This window comes from Veillonella sp. CHU732, assembly GCF_003992085.1.
Taxonomy (GTDB): domain Bacteria; phylum Bacillota; class Negativicutes; order Veillonellales; family Veillonellaceae; genus F0422.
Genome location: NZ_RQVC01000002.1, coordinates 13,985 through 32,161, shown reverse-complemented (window position 1 = coordinate 32,161; position 18,177 = coordinate 13,985). Strand labels below are relative to the sequence as shown.

Genomic DNA, 18,177 nt, shown 5'->3' with positions numbered 1-18,177 from the left:
CTTCTAATAGGGATTGAATCGACCGATTAAAAAAAAGCCTTCGCTATATATGAATCTGCATCAAGATATTGTAAAGCATCATCATATGTTTTAAGTTGTTCTATCTCGTCAACAAGTAGTTGAATTAATTTATTTATTACTACTTGTTCATCACAAGTGTAGATAGCATTACCTACTCCATCCTTATCTCTTTCTTTGAGAATGGCAAAATTACTAATCGTCATTTTTTCAGATTCTGAAAAAACGTCTTGCTTATACAACTGTTCCAACAATGTGTACAATCTTCTGTCCCACTTCGTCATTTGTGGGTGATTCGGTTGTTTAAATTCAGAAAGGGCATAGTCCAAAACTTCATCTGGATTGGATACATTTACGTGTTTAGTGATAACAATAGCAAAACCACCTGTGTGAGTGTATTGATACGATGCATATGGTACAACTCTAAATCCTTGATATTCACCATTATCATATGAAAAGCTTGTAAATTCACTAAATCCATTTGCATATGAAGGATTAATTAAACAGCGTTTATATAATTTTTCATTCTTTTCAGACAAACTTTGTCCATACTTTGCATAATATGCTTGTAATGCGCCCATAGAAATCAATCGACATCTGTTTATATTCGTATAATCAATTTCTTTTTCTTTATAAAATTCTCTATGCTCATTTAAAAGAGTACTATACCTATTACTAAGACTACCAACAAAACTAATAATCCTACTTCCATTTTTATAACTATCCATCACATCATGATATATGATATCTTCCGTCCCTTTATAAAACGGCACTAAATCATTAGAATTCCGCAACCACCCAAATCCATCTTCTTTGAATACGATGTATTCTTCGTTAAATATAACGGCTAATTTATCGAGGAAGGATTTTATTTTTTCAACTACTAGCCCTTTAGTAATCTCTTGTAATTGTGTGACTTTCATTGGATAACTAGTAAGTGCTGTAGATTGTTTCTCCACTAAGGATTCACGTAATCGTTTCCACTCTTCTTTATCCTTGGACATAGGTACACTTTTTTTAGGTTCCATTGTCTTTGTCATTTCATCTTTGACATGATTTCTATTTTTTTCTTTATTCTTCATGCTTTCATGTATCCCTTACACTAATATTAGTACTGACCACTTTGGTTATACTATTCAGGTTCCTTCACCCCATGGTTATATCCTTCTGTTCGTTTTCTAATGAATTTAGAAAGGTCCTGATTATTGGCAAAGTTTTTTCCCAATGGGTTCAGTAGAGACTGTGACTCTTCTAGTTCGTCATTAACCTCTGCTTCAGTGATAGTTGTTACCTGCTTCTTCTTATCTGATTTAGGTGTTGTATCTGGGAAACAAACTTGTGGAACTCCCTTAGTTCTCGCTTTTTTCGGTTTATTAATGACAGGTGGTAAGGGAGTCTCTTCCTGCGATGCTACAGGTGTTGGAGTTTCTTTTGATATTTCTTCACTTTCAGAAACGTTCGTATCTTCAGTTTCCTCTATAATGATTGGTTCTATCACAACAGTTTCTAACACGATATACTTCGTTCCTTGGCTAGCCACGATGTCCATAGTACCCGTAGCATGTGTAATCGTTGTTTCTCCTATCTCTGGATCGTCGATTAATAACTCATCTTCTCTAGCATTTAGTATAGTTTGAATATCCTCTTCTTCCCAAATGCACTCACCTTCATCTACCATTTTGGAGCCATTATGGGATTGAATCATCTTAGCAATCGCCTCCGCCACTTCTGCATCGAAGGCAAAACTACGATCAACTAATATAATGGAGGAAATATATTCATCAGAAGTGATGCCAATTTTATTCCAACAATGATCTTTAAAGTATTCTAGTTCGCTATCTACTAGGACAGTTCTATTGTTCTCTTTACTTATATCAAAGGTGAACATCACATCACCATCCCATTTTTTGATTTCCAAATGTCCTCTACGATAGTAGAACAATTGCAGTTGATGATGATGAATACACCAAAGTAATTTTTTTATTTTCATCTGTATCCCTTTCACATAAGAGGCTATCCTACAATACAATCATAAGATAGCTCTTGTATATTATGCTTTTAGCCAAGCATCTAAATTTTCATCTTCTAATTGAGTAAACTCTAAAGCAATTTGCTCCATAGATAGAAAGTTTTGTACTTCTTCCTTATCCGATAGATCAGGTATTTCTGTCATGTATCGTGAATCCATATGATTGACAACTCGACATAAATCTTTATCATTTGTTTTCGCCAATCTCTGACCTTCTTTTTCATGACGAGATACAAGTTCATCATAATTATCTAACAAATTTTGACTTTTAATAGCCCCTTGTTTATTAAAAATCTGTTCTTTCTTAGAATGAACTTTGGTGAGTACCTGCTCTTGCGTACCTACCTCTTGTGAGTGAGGATAGCTTAGACTAGCCTGGATTTGTTGAAAGTCAATGTAAGCATTAGAAATTTTCCTCAATACATCGCTTTTTAATCTATCTAAGGTTACTATATTGGCTGATACGTCTGATATACTTGCTCGTTTCTCTATATTGAACCCATTTCTAAGTTTTTCATGAAAGATTAAAAATTCTTCAGTAGTAGCACTCTTTTTTAGTTTTCCGCTCATAATTAATCCTTAGTTGTGCTTTTCAACTTCGTCTAAAGTTTCTAATTCATCTTGCAAATTATACTCTTTATATTCTGCTTTAAGTGCATTTATATCAAATAATTTTTCTTCACCCATTGTTTCAAATGCTTGAATTTCAGATTTATATGCTTGAAGTATCGTGTCATTACTTGGATCTGCCTTCATATTATTAAACTCTTTATACGCAGAAACAATATCCAAGGTTTCACCCTTCTCAGCTTTTATCTCACGAATCTTATTGACTACTGCTTCGATATATTTTTCTTCCTCTTCAGGCGTCATCTTGCCTTCTTTAAAATCCATATAGGGAACTGTTGTGTATCCTAACTCTTTAGAGGTATCTAAAACAGATCTAAATTCATCTTTATCAAATTTTTTTAACCCTGCATGAACCAAGAACTCTCTAGCAATCGTAAGTCCTTCTTTTCGTTCCAATCGCTCCCATAAAGCAGTCATACCAGAGGCACGACGACGGAGGGACTCTACAGAAAAACGCTTCGCTTCTGTCATATGAATACCTTCACCTTCAGCTAGTTCTTTTAATTTTAGATAATGTTCTTTTGCGGAACTGAAGCTTTCCTCTTTAGGCCACTCGGGATGCTTTTCAGACTCTTCAACAAGGAATCCATATTCTTCAATTTCTTCCTCTTCCATTTCTGGTTCACCTTTGTCGATCAGTAAATTCATAATTACATTAGCCAACATATTAACAATAATATCACTAACAATCGGTGCTAATGGTCCTAAAACAGGTGTTAGAAAGGTTGTTAAGCCAGCTGTAAGGCTACCTAAAAAAGCTGATGCTTTAGTGGCAATAGCTCCTCCGATTTTAGCCAAACCAGCCATAGCACCTTTTACAATGCCACCACAAACTTTTGCGGCCGCACTTACACAGCTACCTACAATGCTACAAGCTGAGCTAATTGCTGAGCTAATTGCTGATCCAATATCTCCTAAAATTCCCATTTTTCCTCCTTTTATTTCAAATATTTAATAAATTCTTTTTGTTTTGCATGAAATCCTTTTTGCTCAGAGGACATATATTGTTCCCTCTTTAACTCATCATTTTCCAAAATTAATTGTATAATTTCACTCAATATTGAGTATAACGTTTCTCTATTCGCAGAGTTCACTCTACATCCTAATTGTCCCCAAAAATAAGATTCATGTAAATTTTCTTTTTTCGATAATACTTTATCTGTCATAATAGACAGATTAAAATCTGTAAAAATTGATGTTAAATAAGTAAATAACGTATCGGCATCTGAAATGTTTACTCTCCCGGATAATAAGTTTCGTAAACGCTGATCATGCAACATTACATCTTTCTGATGTAACTCAAAATATTCTTTTACAACATTCGGTGTTACTTGATCATGGAAGGTGCTAAACCCTGGCAATACTCCAGTACTATTATGTTCAGCATAATAAGCATACGCCTTTTCTGCTAGCTGTTTCTCCAGTTCTTTAGGATTCAATCCAGATATACTATCATTGGTTTCCGCGCGTGGATGTACTTGCACTTGTACAGGTTTCTTCCAACCTTCCGTAATAACGATGGCTCGACCCACCTCTAAATAGGATAAGAACTCTTTTTGCTCATCATTCAATGCCATCATATTGCCAATTGCATCTTTATCATCGGTAGCAAAGATTTTATGAACAATTTTAGTATTCGTATTTTTTAATACTTCTGGAGTCATTTTATTTGGAATTTGATCCACAATAATTAGGGACTCCCCATATTTACGAACTTCGGCTAGCATGTCTGCAAAAATATCGACACCACGTTTTTTATTAGGGCTGTCCCCTGGTTCGTATTTGCTCAATAAACGATGGGCCTCTTCCACCAATGTAATATGCTGAAAATTTTGATTCTCTCTATACTGATATTTAATAGCTTCTAATAAGTTTGTAATAATAAAGCCCATAATTAAGGACTTTTCTGTACCATCCTTAATTTCTTCTAGTTCAATGACTACACGCTTATTGACTAAACTTTTAAAATCAATACTACGAGGGGTATTTAGCATCATCCCTTTAGCACCTACTGTCAGCGCCTGTAATCTTGCTTTTAAAGACCCTAAGTATTCAGCTTCCAAGCGTTCTCCAAATCCTTGTGCTTTTGTTACAGTTTCTACAACATTGATAAAGTCGCTTAACATAGGGAATGCATAACTATCTGGTGCAAATGGATTATCTTCTTTGCCTGTGCTAGGATTTGTCCATACATTGGTACGAATATTCCACCCTTTTTTCTTATACACTTCATAGGTAGCCGCTTCGATAATTTGAGGGATAGCCGCTTCCGATTCAAAGGCAGCATTAATGGCAGCTTTCAACATATCTGCACGACTGGTAATACTTTCTCCTTCGATAATCTCAAAAGGGTTTAGGAAAAATGGCGCTATATCTTGTCGTCCCAAGGTGAAATAAATGACATCTTCTCCACCCGGTTGATTCATAAGCGCTCGATACTCTGTTTTCGCCGGTTCAATGACTAAAAATGGCAAATCTGTGCCTAGCAGAATACTTTGACAAGTGGTCGTTTTACCACTACCCGTAACACCACAGATGAAGGTATGCTTACTAAGGTTTTTCTTTTCAATGTAAATCTTATTATCTTTACGCACATCACCATGGTGCACAAGAGAGCCTAATTCAATACTCTTGTCTACATCAATCTCATTTGTTGCCTTAGGGTTTAGACCATATTCCACTTCATTTCTTGCTGATACACCTAGTACCTCACGTTGTGGCATACCCATTAGCAATCCAAGTTCATCACCAGTCAGCCAAGATCCAACACTTTCCTTGTCCAGTGTTTCATACACCACTTTAGAGTATACAGATTTCCAAATTTCCTTTTTACTTTCAATAACAGGAATCTGGAAATTCTCAAAAATCTTACGAGCTGATAAGGCTTCTTCATTGTCCTTATTTTGCCAATGCGTGAGTTCTACAAATGTAAGTGGCTCTAAATTACCTTTTTCACCACCATATAACCCCATTACGGTATTGGCTAGGCGATATAATGTAGCACGATTGGTCCGTGTTCCCAAGTATGTGCTAACCACGTAGCTTCCTTTACTTTTCCCTTTGTCTACCCGTTGCTGAAAGACCTCATCTATATATTTCAAGACATTGAGGACTGCTTTCTTCTCTAACTGTAAACTATACGTAGTTTGCAACGAATCACTACTACTTTTTCCTGTCCGATTAGAAATATTATGACTTTTTTGCACAGACATATTACGACTTTGGGAAGTTCTCGTATCGCTACCTTTGGAAACACTTTGGCTTGATGTAGTACTAGTGGAAGTAGTCTTAGAATCTGACCACTGGTTCGTATGAGCCACACTCTTAGATGTATTATCTTGATAGCTCATATTGTTATCTGTTGATTCCGACCGTCTATTTACATCCGGATTTCTATCCGACCCTGTTTGGTTTGATATATCTCGAGATTGAACCGTATTCATGCCATGACTTTGTGTCTGCGCTGTTTGGTCGGTGGTAGTATCATTTTTTGATGCATTGGATTGTGTAGAAAAATCTTCTCGACTATCCTTTACATCATTCTTAGTGTTACTCACAGAGCTACTAGAATCAACTGACTTCGCAGTCCCTACATTGCGGTTTACCCCCTCTGTAGTATCTTCACTCTTTTGATATTGATCCATCAAGGTTTCTTGCTTACTAACTTTACCAATAGGTTCCACTAGATTTACAAGACGATTTACTCGATGTTCTAGCTTCACCACGTCTTTACCTGTACATGGTGTAGCAATCACTACCAAGGCAAAGTCAGTACCCACCATGGTGTCCACCAAACGTTCTACCCCTTGAAAGTCCTTAGATTCTCCCAATGCTTGTTCCACAAATCCAGGAACCCCATTGATAAATCCAGAAGATTTAGATGCTCTAATACGGTCAATAATGCTTTGTTTCTCAGCGTAGTCTGCTACTTCAGTAATCTGACTACCAACAAAATTACCTTCCAAACTTGGCTTCATAATATGAGGTCCATAACTTTCAATAGATAAGTCGGCTTTCCCCTGTTGCTTCTGGTCCCAAGCTTCTAAATAGAGGTTTTTACTAACCCCTATATAAAAGTTTACTTTATCTGTATCTCCTAGGATTACATAGAGAATGTTGACATCATCCATACCTCTAAATGTAGATAATACATTTTCGATGGCTTCCCGCTTCAAGCCTTCTTTTTCAGAATAGACCAATTCATCGATACGATATAGATGCCATTCATTCAAATCAATACTTTCATCCCCTAAATAGGTAAGCACTGACGTATCTACTTTGCCAGAAAAGATACCATCCATGCATTTCATGCTATATCGTTCCATGGATTGCATGACTTGTTCCGCACGAAGCATGCTTTGCGTCAACTCTTTTGACAATTTTCCTGTTTCTTTCATTGTTAACCCTTATGAATTTCTCTCTATATAACAGTGTTTATGCTTCTAATACTTTGGAATACACTTTTAACTCTGATGTGTCACCTGTGAAAGTATCTGGGTCCGCCACCACGTACTCAATGGTATCGATGGCTACCTTTTTAATCAGAATTAATTTATCTTCATCTACGTCATCTTGATCAATACGGCAATGAACACGTTTTACTTCATTGATAGGCACACCATTATACAGAGCCCGTGAGTCATCCGTATAATAAAGCTCAAATTTAGCTTCATCAGCCCAGCAGAAACTTTGCCATTGATGATACGGAGTTGCTAAGTTAATTTCTACTTCAAAGTTTCGTTTTTCCCCTTCTTTACCTAAATAGTAAGGGAAAGTATTTTCAGTCGCATCAGAACCAATAGACACTTCGTTATTATTGACAATTTTTATATCTTTACCACCACGACGACTACGAAGCAAACCAAATACGACACCTGTTTTACCTGTACGTATGCGATCGATTTGAGTGGAATGGCGTGCCTCTGCTTGTGTTAAACTAGCACCAATCAACTCAGCTACAATAGCTCTATCTAGGTCACTACCTAATTTACCATTAATAGCTTCTATGTCCATCGTACTTCCTAATGGTGGATATAAACGGTAAATGTTAGAGGCATTTTTACCCAATTCTTCTGTAGCCTCTTTCGTAATATCCAGTAGGGCATTCACAAACTCTTCTTGTAAAATACGTGACTGACAAGAATTGCCGGCTAAGAAAATATGAATTGGATATTGTACATCCGTACGCAATGTAAAGACAGACATCATTTGGCTAATAAAACTTGTAACGCCTACCTTAATATGATCTCGGAGCACATCTTGAAGATGATTGATATTTACATTCAATCTAACCGGTTTCCGTTGCATTTCCCCATTTTCTTTTGTATAGAGGTCAATGGTAACTGGACCATCCACGAAGGCATCTTTATAATCCTTATGTTCTTCCCAGATAGGACGTAATAGACGCATTAAGGTACGCATATTTAAATGTGCTTCTTGAGAAGCTTGGTCCATATCCATCACAAGTAATTCACTACCTGCAAATGGTGTGGCTTTCTTCGGTAATACGATTTGAATCCCTTCTTGGCGTAGCACATCAACATTATCCTCATATACTGTATAGGCTAATAGTTGTAGTAAGTTTTCACCCCCTAAATACGGGTCTCCCCCTTTACCAAATTGGTGAATTTCAAATTTTCGTCGTCCATCTTCTGGTTTCTTTTCAATACCAAAATCAAAGTCCGTAGTACCGCCACCAAAGTCAAATACAGCATATGGTACTTCTTCTCCTTCTACTTTTGGTTCTAACTCATATTGTTCCAAGGCACTAATGGCATAAGCAGCTGGTTCACTAGCCCCACCATAGACTTCAAAGTTTTCCATCAATTCTGTATCGCTTAAAATACTTTGTGGTAAGGATTTTTTCAACCCTTTAGTGAAACTTTCCAGCAATTTTTCTTGTACTTCTTTTCCGTAATTTACAGGGAAAGAAAGGATATAACTTAAATAGATTCCATTGGTCATATTGTTGATATACAAACCTAAATAGTAAGCATAGAGCTCTATAGGGTCGATATGTTTCGCACGGTTTTGAATTGTCAAATACGGAATAAGTTCAATTTCATTACCCGCTTCATCTTTCAACACTTGATGACGTTTCTTATCATTTGCCCATTGTTTTAATTCACTAAAAGTCGCATAGTAGGTAGTATTATCTTCGATATGGTCATAAAGATGTTCTGCCGCCTGATGGGATACCATCACATCTTCCCATTTTGTATACGGTCTACCAGCTTGCTGTGCATAGCTTTTTAAGAAACTTTTAAGATTACTGAAGTACACAGTAGTAGGATTTTCATAATCTTCTTTGCGTGGCGCTTGTGTATAATCCCCTGTGCCAACACGTAATAATCGTTCCTCTTGATCACGACATGCTACAACTGTACTTTTCGTACCAAAGTCAATAGCGCATACCCCTGTATCTCGTACATCTAAATGAGGCGCACGAGCATAGGCAAACTCTGTGGAAGCTGATTCTTCCTCTATATCAAAATTATCACGATCTAGCGCTTCCTCATACAACTCCCAATGACCCAAGTTCGGATCTAATAAAGTATTATCATGATACGGTGTGATGTTGGCACGTTCTGTATCACAATGAAGTAACCAGTTTTTATACCAGTCAAGGTCTGCAATACGACAATCTTCCATCGTCGTTTGATGAGCATTTAAAAAAGAAACCAATTCCTCACGGATGTTTTTAAAACGTGGGTGAGATAATAAGTTCATGATATCAGATTCAGATGCTTTTTTGTGTAACCAATACTTAAAAACATCTCTGAAATTAACAGTAACATCAAAGAGTTGGACGTGGTAGACTTGTTCGTAAAACTTCTCATCATTGATGTTAATATTCCTTAAAGAGTTTTCATTCGTATTTAAGCTCAAGGGACTTAAATTTCCCAAATCAATTCCAAAACGACCAAAAGAAATTATGTTCGGAGTGCGCTCAAAAAATTGAGACATAATATTAGCAACTGAACCTCCTACTATTTCACCTGTTGATCTATTTCTTATTTCTCCCGTATTGGGGTTAACTTCAAATTTATCTAAAATCGAAAAGTCATCCCTTTTCTTCTCTTCTTCTTTGCCTTTTTTGTAGAGTTCTGCCATCTTCTCAAATTTTTTCTGTATTCTTTTTTCTTTTTTTACAATATAATATTCTTCTTTAGATAGATTATATTTCTCTCCAGAGGATAATGTTAACTGATTGCCATTCACAATACCTTCAACAGTTCTTGTTTTGACCCCACCAATATCAGCACCAGTCATAGTATTTAAAAAAGTTTCTGTGGCTGAGCTGAAATTATCAAACTCTTTTGCTTCAGCAATAGTAAAATTCATTGTTGTATCAAATATCTTTACTAAGCCTTTAAACTTATCCACATTATTAGGCGCTATATTAGAGAAATCTACATTCTCTAAATCCATTCGAAAGGGTCTGTTTTTTTCTAATGTCAATTCACTCATGATTTACTTCCTTATACTCGCACACAAGATTTTCTTAACCGATCTCCATTATAGGCATTTTTAAACCCTTTAATATAAATGGTTTGAATATTTCCACGAGAAGCACTACCTTGCACTGCCTCATAGTCATGTACAACGTAGCTATCTCCTTCAGTTACTGAATCAATCACGAAAATATCTTTTTCTCGCCCTTTATTAAATAATTCACAGGCGTATTCAAAATATGCCCATAACACATTAAAGCTACTTGTATCATTAGACAACGCTGCATTCTTAGCCGCATCCCAAATTCGCTCTAGTACACTTTGTTTCATGGTGCTACTAATGATAAAGCTTTCGAGATCATCAAATTTAACTTCAAATCCAATATATGTAGTATAAGATTCTGGCAATGATTGAACCGCTGCAAATAATTCTTGCCCGCTTTCAAAAGAAAGTCTTAATTTCTCTGCTAATTCTTGATTTTGTACTTTATATGCGTTGCATTCCTTCTCTAATTCATCATGGTTAGAGTGTAATTTGTCATACGCTATAGATAACTCTTGGTATTTTTGTTGTAATTGAGCTAATTCATTTTGCGTAATATTCAATTCACTAGATACCTTACGATTCGTATCTTTTACATGCAATACCTCTTCATTCAGTCGATTTTGTTCTTGTTTTAAAGTATCAGTATTCTTTTTATTTGTTTTTTCTTGATGTTTAAAGATTGATAACATTGTATCTAGTAAACCCATAGTGTCTCCTTCTTGCATGCCACAGTTCTTCATTGTTTGTGTCATAACATCATTAATTTGTTGATGCTCTTTTTTCAAAGATTCATATTCAGTGGCAATCTCCTTAGCATTTGTTACCATCTGATTATATTTTTCTTGTAACTCTTGATATGCCTCTTTTAATGCTTCATACTCTCTTGTAGTTCTTCTATCCTGTCCTGCCATTTGAAAGCCAGCTGGGCGAGGCATTTTTGATGATTCAATATATTCACTGATATCATCAGACTTTCTTGAACGATTCAGATCTGCGGTACTGGGCATGTCTACTGTCATACTAGAATTTATTTTATCAGACACTACATTTTCTTGTTCCGATGCAATTTCCCTCATCACTTTCCGCATCACTCGTTCTAGCATATCTTCATCGATAACGATTTTTCCAAGTGTCAATTCTTTCTCCATATAAATTCCTTTCTCATGTACCTCGCTAGAAATACTTTCTTAAAAATATACACAAAATGTCCCCCCCCGAGTACATCGTACGCGAGAGAGGGACATTACATATACTATGTATGTATCAATTATTATTTTTTATAAACGATCATAAAATCCTTGAGTAAAGTATTTCTCTCCAAAGAATTTTTTACCTGTCATAATATAATATACCGCTTCTGCTGGTTCCATAGCTCCACGAACCTGATATTCTGGTCCTGTAGGATCAACATATCTAACTTCTATTGGTTTATCTCTTGACTTTTCTATAGAATATAAATCACCAAGTTCACGGTCAAATACAAATGTATGTGTATTATTTTTAAATATTTTAGGATGACTAGTATCAGCAGCACTCACTACAAATGTATTTACAGCAATAAATACATAAGGACCTTTCTCTTTTAAAATAACTGCAGAAGTTTTATCCAAATACATTGCTGTACTCATCCGGTAATATACTTCTGGAAAATTAGTATTAAAGTCATAATAAGCTGGTGTTCCATTACCTAAATATGTAGTTGGCGGTACTGTAGCCTCAGCTGAATACATTGTTCCAAGTGCCAAGATAATTGCAATTATTGCACCTTTAAACATAATAACTCCTTCCCGTATTTAAAAATAATTTATATACCTATTAAGTCGTACTAAAACACTACAACTCCTCCACGGTAACATCCGTCACCGCATCCCCCTGGCTCCGTATCCACCGCCAGATGCCCGTTCCATACACTTCCGCACGGATATGGTAGGTATGTGTTTCTTCTTCGTACCAGGTAATGGTCGCTGTTGGTAAACGGTCTAGTATGGCATCGATATCGTGACCTACGTAAGTAAAGGTCACTCGTTGTAATCTACCGCCGTACATAAACTGAATCCGTTTACGAAACTCCGCTTCTTGGTACCGTGATGTATAGGACGGCACTTGGTAGTGCTCCTCTTCGACGGTCAAGCTATGGATACGATCTAAGCGATAAATAGTTGGAAAATCCTGCAATTCTTTCGGAATTTTGCTTCGTTCTTCTCGGTCCATATAGGCAGTTAAGTAGAAGTAGTATTCCGAAAAACAGATGCCCAATGGGGATAATTTCCGTGTTACCAATTCCTTGTTCGTACTTTTTTCGTAGGATACTGTTATATATCTCTGTTCTTGGATGGCTCTCGATAAGTCTTGCAACAGAGGCAACACATTTTTCTTGTGACGTAATTCTACATAATGGTGCAATTCATTACGAATCAAATTTTCTACCAGCTTTACCTCTTCATGTGGCAAGAATGTTTTCAACAGTTTATTCAATATGCGCCCCATATCATCTCGTAATAGGGAACGACTATCTAACATTACCTTTGCAATGGCCACTAGTTCATTGACGGATAAGCAAGCGGACTCGCCATGGCTGAGGACATAACCTTTCCGCTTTTGATCATAGACGATCAGCTGTTCGTTTCCGTAGAGAGTGCTTTCATCATGCAAGTACGCGCGTAAATCGTCGATATCTCGTTGCACGGACCGCTCATTAATCCGAAACTCTTCCGCCAGTTCCGGTTTGCGCAGCACTTCCCCTTGTAACAGGCGACGTTGCATCGTCAAAATTCGCTGCGTCTTGTCTATCTTATCCCCCATCTTATCGCTCCACAGTAGCAATAATTTTCACAATACGACCACATCCTGCTTCACGAGCTTTCACCTTGTTCGCCGCCTCACTACGGGAATGGGCACTTTCATAGGCAGTATGTACCGTCGTGCTATTAGGATAGTGAAATTTGACCATGTATCGTTTCATCTCTTTTGTCCTTTCTCTTATGAAAGTATTTACTCTAGAAATACCAATTAATTCAATTATAAAAAACTCTATCAACTACGGTCAATAGTTTTTTATGTATACATAAAGCCACCGTCTCACCATGAAGTTTCATAGGCAAGATGGTGGCTTTCTCTGTCAGGGATTACCTGCAATACATTATGCAATTTGTTCTACAATGGACTGACATTTTGCATCGACTAATGCTTTCACAGCTGTCACATACTCTTTCATCAGTAACTGCACCTGCTCTTTTACATATAGGTTTAAATCGCTAAGTTCCACTGAATGTGCCAAGTCCTTCGACAGTTCAAGCGCCGCATCTCCCATATCACCATAGATATAACAAGTATCAAAACCAAGTAGAGATAAAAATCCTTTATCACGTATCATATCATGGACTTCAATATAGTCAATATATCGCTCAGGTTTATGATAGTATCCCTTTTCAAAGTCTTGCACGATGGTGTTTACCCAATAGGCATTCGTATCCAAGCCATTCAGATTATCCAACACATCTTGTAAGGAAGGTACCACAAAGCATTGTGTGAACTGACTATCCAATGAAATAGTATCACCGCAAGTAGCCACGATGGTGTCCTGCAACTCTTGTAAAATTTGGCGAACCTGTTCATTACATTGCTGGTAAATACCATCCGATTCTAAGGAAAGATAATTACGTACAGGAAACTTTGTTTCTCGTACTACTTCTTGATATGCTTCTGTCTCCTCATCCTGTCCTAATGGGTCCGCTACATATTCCACTTCATAGGTCCAGTCATATCGTTTTAATGTCCGTTCTACATAGGTAGCAATCATCTCTTTCACAGCTTCTTTTCGTTGGCTATACACTTTGTTTATGAAATATGTTAGACCGGCTTTACGAGCTCCACTTTCAGTACTATGCTCATCCTCTCTAGACTCTAGTGCTGCAATCACATCTACACCGAAAAAGTACTGTAAATCCTTATTGCCTGCATCAAATTGATGGCTTTCAAAACGGCTCACATCCTCTAGCAGTGCATCCATTTTCTCCTTTGCCTGTTCTACAGCAGACAATACTGTTTCTTTTTGTGTCATTCTTCCTCCTTAAATGATTAACAATATTCTAACTAGATATCACATGTTCTCTCTCTTCTATGTCCCCAAGTATTAGAACTATGTGCTCTATATTCTTAGTATGCCATATGAAAGTGACATATTTTGTCATTGGCAATACTTTTTTATATAATATTTCTATTTTTTTGTAATTCTTCTTCCACTGTTACATTGCCGAGCCACTGTCCAGCCTGCAAAGACGATACCAAGGTAGACACTGCTTCTTTCACCATATCACTAGTGATGACCAAAGTTTTATCTGCTGCATGGTTAATATTGTTGCGAAGATGGCGAATGTAATGGAATTCCACCAAGAATTGTAGTGCCTCTAATTGTGGTAAGTCTGTTTTTGCACTGCCATAAGCAAGCATGGCTTGGCAATCACGGATCAACTTAATGCGCTGTTTTTGGAATGTTTCCTCCGCTACAGACTCCAAAGATTCCTCATCTTCTTCATCAAAGCAAACACCTTTGTACAAATCAAATTGTTCTACCAATTCTGCTGTCGGTGCTTGTAAGAATTGACGGATGAAAGCGCCGTAATCGGATGCACTTTGTTGTAAGAATTGATAATATTGTTTGTGGTAACTGATGCTAGTGCATTGGATTTCATAGTATTCACGTAAGTATCCTTCAATCTCTGGGTATTGCGCTTGAAAATACATGACATCCACAACAGAGCGTATATTTTGTTGTACATGTAAATAGGCTGGGTACAAATCGAGCATAAATGGTAGAATTTTTTCTTTGTTATAAGAGAAATTAGCAAAGGCTTTCATCACTTGATTTTTATTAGTAGCCCCACGCAATTCATCACGGATTACAGATAATTCTGCTCCTACTGTATCACCACCAGCCACACTGACTGCTTTATTCCCTGCATAATCACGGTAGGTAATGACAAAACACTCTTTCCAAGTCCGTTGCATCGATTCGATTTCTTTTTTAAATAACACTTCCATATCAGTGCGATCGGTATAGTAAACGCCTTTATTGAATAAGATCGTTGGCACCCATTCTGTACTTAAGGTCACCGATTGTTGGTATAAACCACATTGTAAGCACCATTGAATCATAGCTAATTGTAATTCTTGACTATGAACAGTAGCATCTAATAAGTCCCCTAAACTTTCTTTTAAAGTTGGTAAGTACTGTAAGAACGCTGTATCCACTTCCCTATTAGCTGTGATAGCTTCACAATCTTTGATACCTTGACGAATGGCATGGACTGCAAAATCCATATCGTCACCTTTACATAAATGAGCTGCCTCTGCAAAGTCAGATAGAGAACCAATCAAGTACTCAATCTCCTTATGTACATCCTGTTCCTGTACTAATTGAGCTAACATATCTGCTCGACCAAATCGTGCAAAAGCTTCCACTGCACAATGAACTGATCCGGATAAAACTGAAATTGTGTTGCTTTGATCTGATTCCACTGTGTCCTTAGCTTGTGCAGATAATTGGGGATTCTCTGCACTATCAAACTGCGCTTGACCTTCTTCTACAGATACTTGCATTTGAGCCATAGTATCCTCTTGTGCTAGTTCTACTGGCATAGATACCGTAGGCTCTTTCACAAGCCCCTCTGTGATATCTATTTCTGTTTGTACACTAGTACAAGGCACTACTTGAGATTTTACTACCTCAGTAATTGTGCTAACTGTAGGTTGACCATGTACACTAACTTCCGTTCCAAGCTGACTAGGATGTGCCATAGGTACGACTACCTTTGATGTGTCTTGAGATACATCAAACCACTGTGTCCCCATGTGTACATTCCGTCCCTTTTGTTGTTGCTTCGCTGTAATTGATTCCATTAACACTTTCCAAAAATTCATAATCATTTCCTTTCCGTGGTCTTATACCACTTGTAAAACACTAAGTATGAGTACAGTATACCCACCAGCAATGACATATTTTGTCATTGGCAATAGAGATTTTAAAATTCTTTTTGCCTCTTTTAGTATATAGAAATATGAATTTTTGAAATGATAAAAACCCCGATAGTTGTGGATCTAGAATATATTTTGGGCTCTATATTAAATGTGGCCCTATAATAAATATTGAGGCTACTCATATAATAGTAGACACCAACATTTATTCTAGGGCTCTATTTTTAGGTTCTACATTATATTTTTTTGGGATAGCAAAAGCCCTGTTGCAATATGTGAACTGCAACAAGGCCTATATCTATAATGTATGTAATTCATCTTCCAAGGATCTCAACACATCAATAATATCGTCAAACTCAGGATATTTACCAAAAAACATTTCTTGCATCTCTTTGTAATCTAATCTGATTTCCTCAATTCTATCATTATCTGGTATTAGTTTAATTGTTTTACTAGTGGCATTTTCATAGTGTGCCCATCCCCTAGGATAAAACTTTTGTTTAAATTCGACTACTTCCGGTAAAAGTTCTATGTTTTTTAAAGCAGCATCCTTATAGATAGAGTTAGTCATACAAAATAAATCATAATAATGTCTAGCATATCGTTTTGGCATTGCTAATTCTTTAGGACGATTTGCCTCATGATGTAAGATAGTCGCTTTTTCCCAAAATGTTCTTTCTGGTAAAACCGTGCGCACCTTTATACCGCTTCCATTAAAAAGCATAGGATATATTTTTTGTAATTCGGGAACTATTGTAACAACATCTGAAGGAATCCAAGCTGCTAATGCTCCTATTTCAAGTCTCACAGATTGTGTTAAATAAGTAGATCTAAATGATTTAGGATATTCAAACAGAATAGTTTGTTTATCATTTTCATCGATTTTCAGTTCAAATGTATCCTCCAATAATTCACTAAAATCTTCTTGTAAGTGCGGTAAAAATTCTGACTTTAAAAAATCTTGTGTTTTTTGATTAGTCTCTTTATTGAATTTATCCTGTTTTGTATTACTACGATTATCCCATGGTTCATTTATACTATAGCCAATGTATCTCCAATCAAGTATCAAATCTATATCCTCAGAAAATCTACCGATGAGATTAAAGCATTTTGATAAGCTCGTTCCACCTTTAAATGTAAATGCTTCATTCCATTTACAGCTTGAAAATAAATAATTAAGTGTAAAACATACCCAGTAGTCTTTTTCAAGGATAGATTCATGAACTCCCAACTTATGAGAAGCATTGCGTATAACTTGCTCTAAATCTGTTTTAGAAATCTTCTTATACTCAAACATGTTCCACCTCACATATTTTCATAATAATATAATATACCCAAACACTTGTGCTTTTTGCATTATATAGTAATTCTTCTTTTTCTTTTGGTGATATTTTTGCTTTTAAAAAGTTAATCTCTTTTTCGGTCACATTATCTTTCCCGATAGCTTTAATGGCTTGTATAATCATAGCCGTCATTGTACTCATCTTTGAAATATCTCCATTAGTTCTACGTTTAAATTCTATTACCGTATTACCAATGGTAAACTTTGCATATCTACCATCAGATATGTATGACCACGTTGCCGGTACCTGTGTAGATAAACCTAATACATTTAATGCTGTATTACCAGATGGTGCGATTGTCCAATTATATTTTCTAGCAATAGCCTTCGCTACTTCATCAATAGATGGTGTTGTGTATTCATCAATAAGTTCAATATATCTAGACTTAAAATATATTCCATTCATGATACGAGTAATTTCCTTACTCTCAACAAGGCGATTTAAGGTACTACGAATTGTTTCATATCCAGCAATATCAAAAAAATCATTGGCTATAAAAACATATCCATCCTTTAGAGTATTAATTCTATCTAAAATTTTCTCTTTATATGTCATTTTTCTCCCTCCTCGCACCAAATATTATATAATATTTGGTGCAAATTTACTACATTCAGTTAATCAAATAAATGTATTAACTGATAAATCTACATCCAAAATTGTACACTTTCAGCTCTAATCCCTTAA

At 36.3% G+C, this 18,177-nt stretch carries 14 protein-coding genes; all 14 read right to left on the bottom strand.

Going from position 1 to position 18,177, the window contains the following annotated elements:
- Positions 1 to 26: 26 nt before the first annotated feature.
- The gene (locus EO121_RS00995; protein ID WP_127165415.1) at positions 27 to 1,100 is read right to left on the bottom strand and encodes a hypothetical protein; all 1,074 of its coding nucleotides are present in this window, start codon (positions 1,098 to 1,100) and stop codon (positions 27 to 29) included.
- 50 nt (positions 1,101 to 1,150) lie between these two features.
- Positions 1,151 to 2,008 (bottom strand): hypothetical protein, encoded by an 858-nt coding sequence (locus EO121_RS00990; protein WP_127165413.1) that lies wholly within the window; start codon positions 2,006 to 2,008, stop codon positions 1,151 to 1,153.
- 60 nt (positions 2,009 to 2,068) lie between these two features.
- Positions 2,069 to 2,617, bottom strand: coding sequence for a hypothetical protein (locus EO121_RS00985; RefSeq protein WP_127165411.1), 549 nt, complete (start codon positions 2,615 to 2,617; stop codon positions 2,069 to 2,071).
- A gap of 9 nt (positions 2,618 to 2,626) precedes the next feature.
- Positions 2,627 to 3,604 (bottom strand): hypothetical protein, encoded by a 978-nt coding sequence (locus tag EO121_RS00980; RefSeq protein ID WP_127165409.1) that lies wholly within the window; start codon positions 3,602 to 3,604, stop codon positions 2,627 to 2,629.
- Positions 3,605 to 3,615: 11 nt separating this feature from the next.
- Entirely contained in the window at positions 3,616 to 7,074 is a 3,459-nt protein-coding gene (locus tag EO121_RS00975) for an ATP-binding protein (RefSeq protein ID WP_127165407.1), read from the bottom strand.
- 37 nt (positions 7,075 to 7,111) lie between these two features.
- On the bottom strand, positions 7,112 to 10,147 hold the full coding sequence (locus EO121_RS00970; protein ID WP_127165405.1) for a hypothetical protein: 3,036 nt from the start codon (positions 10,145 to 10,147) through the stop codon (positions 7,112 to 7,114).
- An 11-nt stretch (positions 10,148 to 10,158) separates the two neighbouring features.
- Positions 10,159 to 11,325: a hypothetical protein gene (locus EO121_RS00965; RefSeq protein ID WP_127165403.1), complete on the bottom strand. Its 1,167-nt coding sequence runs from the start codon at positions 11,323 to 11,325 to the stop codon at positions 10,159 to 10,161.
- Between the two features lie 129 nt (positions 11,326 to 11,454).
- On the bottom strand, positions 11,455 to 11,952 hold the full coding sequence (locus tag EO121_RS00960; protein ID WP_127165401.1) for a hypothetical protein: 498 nt from the start codon (positions 11,950 to 11,952) through the stop codon (positions 11,455 to 11,457).
- A 58-nt stretch (positions 11,953 to 12,010) separates the two neighbouring features.
- Entirely contained in the window at positions 12,011 to 12,979 is a 969-nt protein-coding gene (locus tag EO121_RS00955) for a YafY family protein (protein ID WP_127165399.1), read from the bottom strand.
- Position 12,980: 1 nt separating this feature from the next.
- A complete protein-coding gene (locus EO121_RS08605; RefSeq protein ID WP_164723915.1) occupies positions 12,981 to 13,139 on the bottom strand; it encodes a hypothetical protein in 159 nt (52 codons plus the stop codon).
- A 177-nt stretch (positions 13,140 to 13,316) separates the two neighbouring features.
- The gene (locus EO121_RS00950) at positions 13,317 to 14,237 is read right to left on the bottom strand and encodes a hypothetical protein (RefSeq protein ID WP_127165397.1); all 921 of its coding nucleotides are present in this window, start codon (positions 14,235 to 14,237) and stop codon (positions 13,317 to 13,319) included.
- A 143-nt stretch (positions 14,238 to 14,380) separates the two neighbouring features.
- Positions 14,381 to 16,096 carry a TM1812 family CRISPR-associated protein gene (locus EO121_RS00945; protein ID WP_164725821.1) on the bottom strand — a complete coding sequence of 572 codons (1,716 nt, stop codon included), beginning with the start codon at positions 16,094 to 16,096 and terminating at the stop codon, positions 14,381 to 14,383.
- Positions 16,097 to 16,448: 352 nt separating this feature from the next.
- Entirely contained in the window at positions 16,449 to 17,447 is a 999-nt protein-coding gene (locus EO121_RS00940; protein ID WP_127165394.1) for a nucleotidyl transferase AbiEii/AbiGii toxin family protein, read from the bottom strand.
- Positions 17,440 to 18,048, bottom strand: a complete 609-nt coding sequence (locus EO121_RS00935; RefSeq protein ID WP_127165392.1) for a DUF6088 family protein — start codon at positions 18,046 to 18,048, stop codon at positions 17,440 to 17,442. Before EO121_RS00935 ends, EO121_RS00940 begins: the two co-directional genes overlap by 8 nt.
- Positions 18,049 to 18,177: the final 129 nt, after the last annotated feature.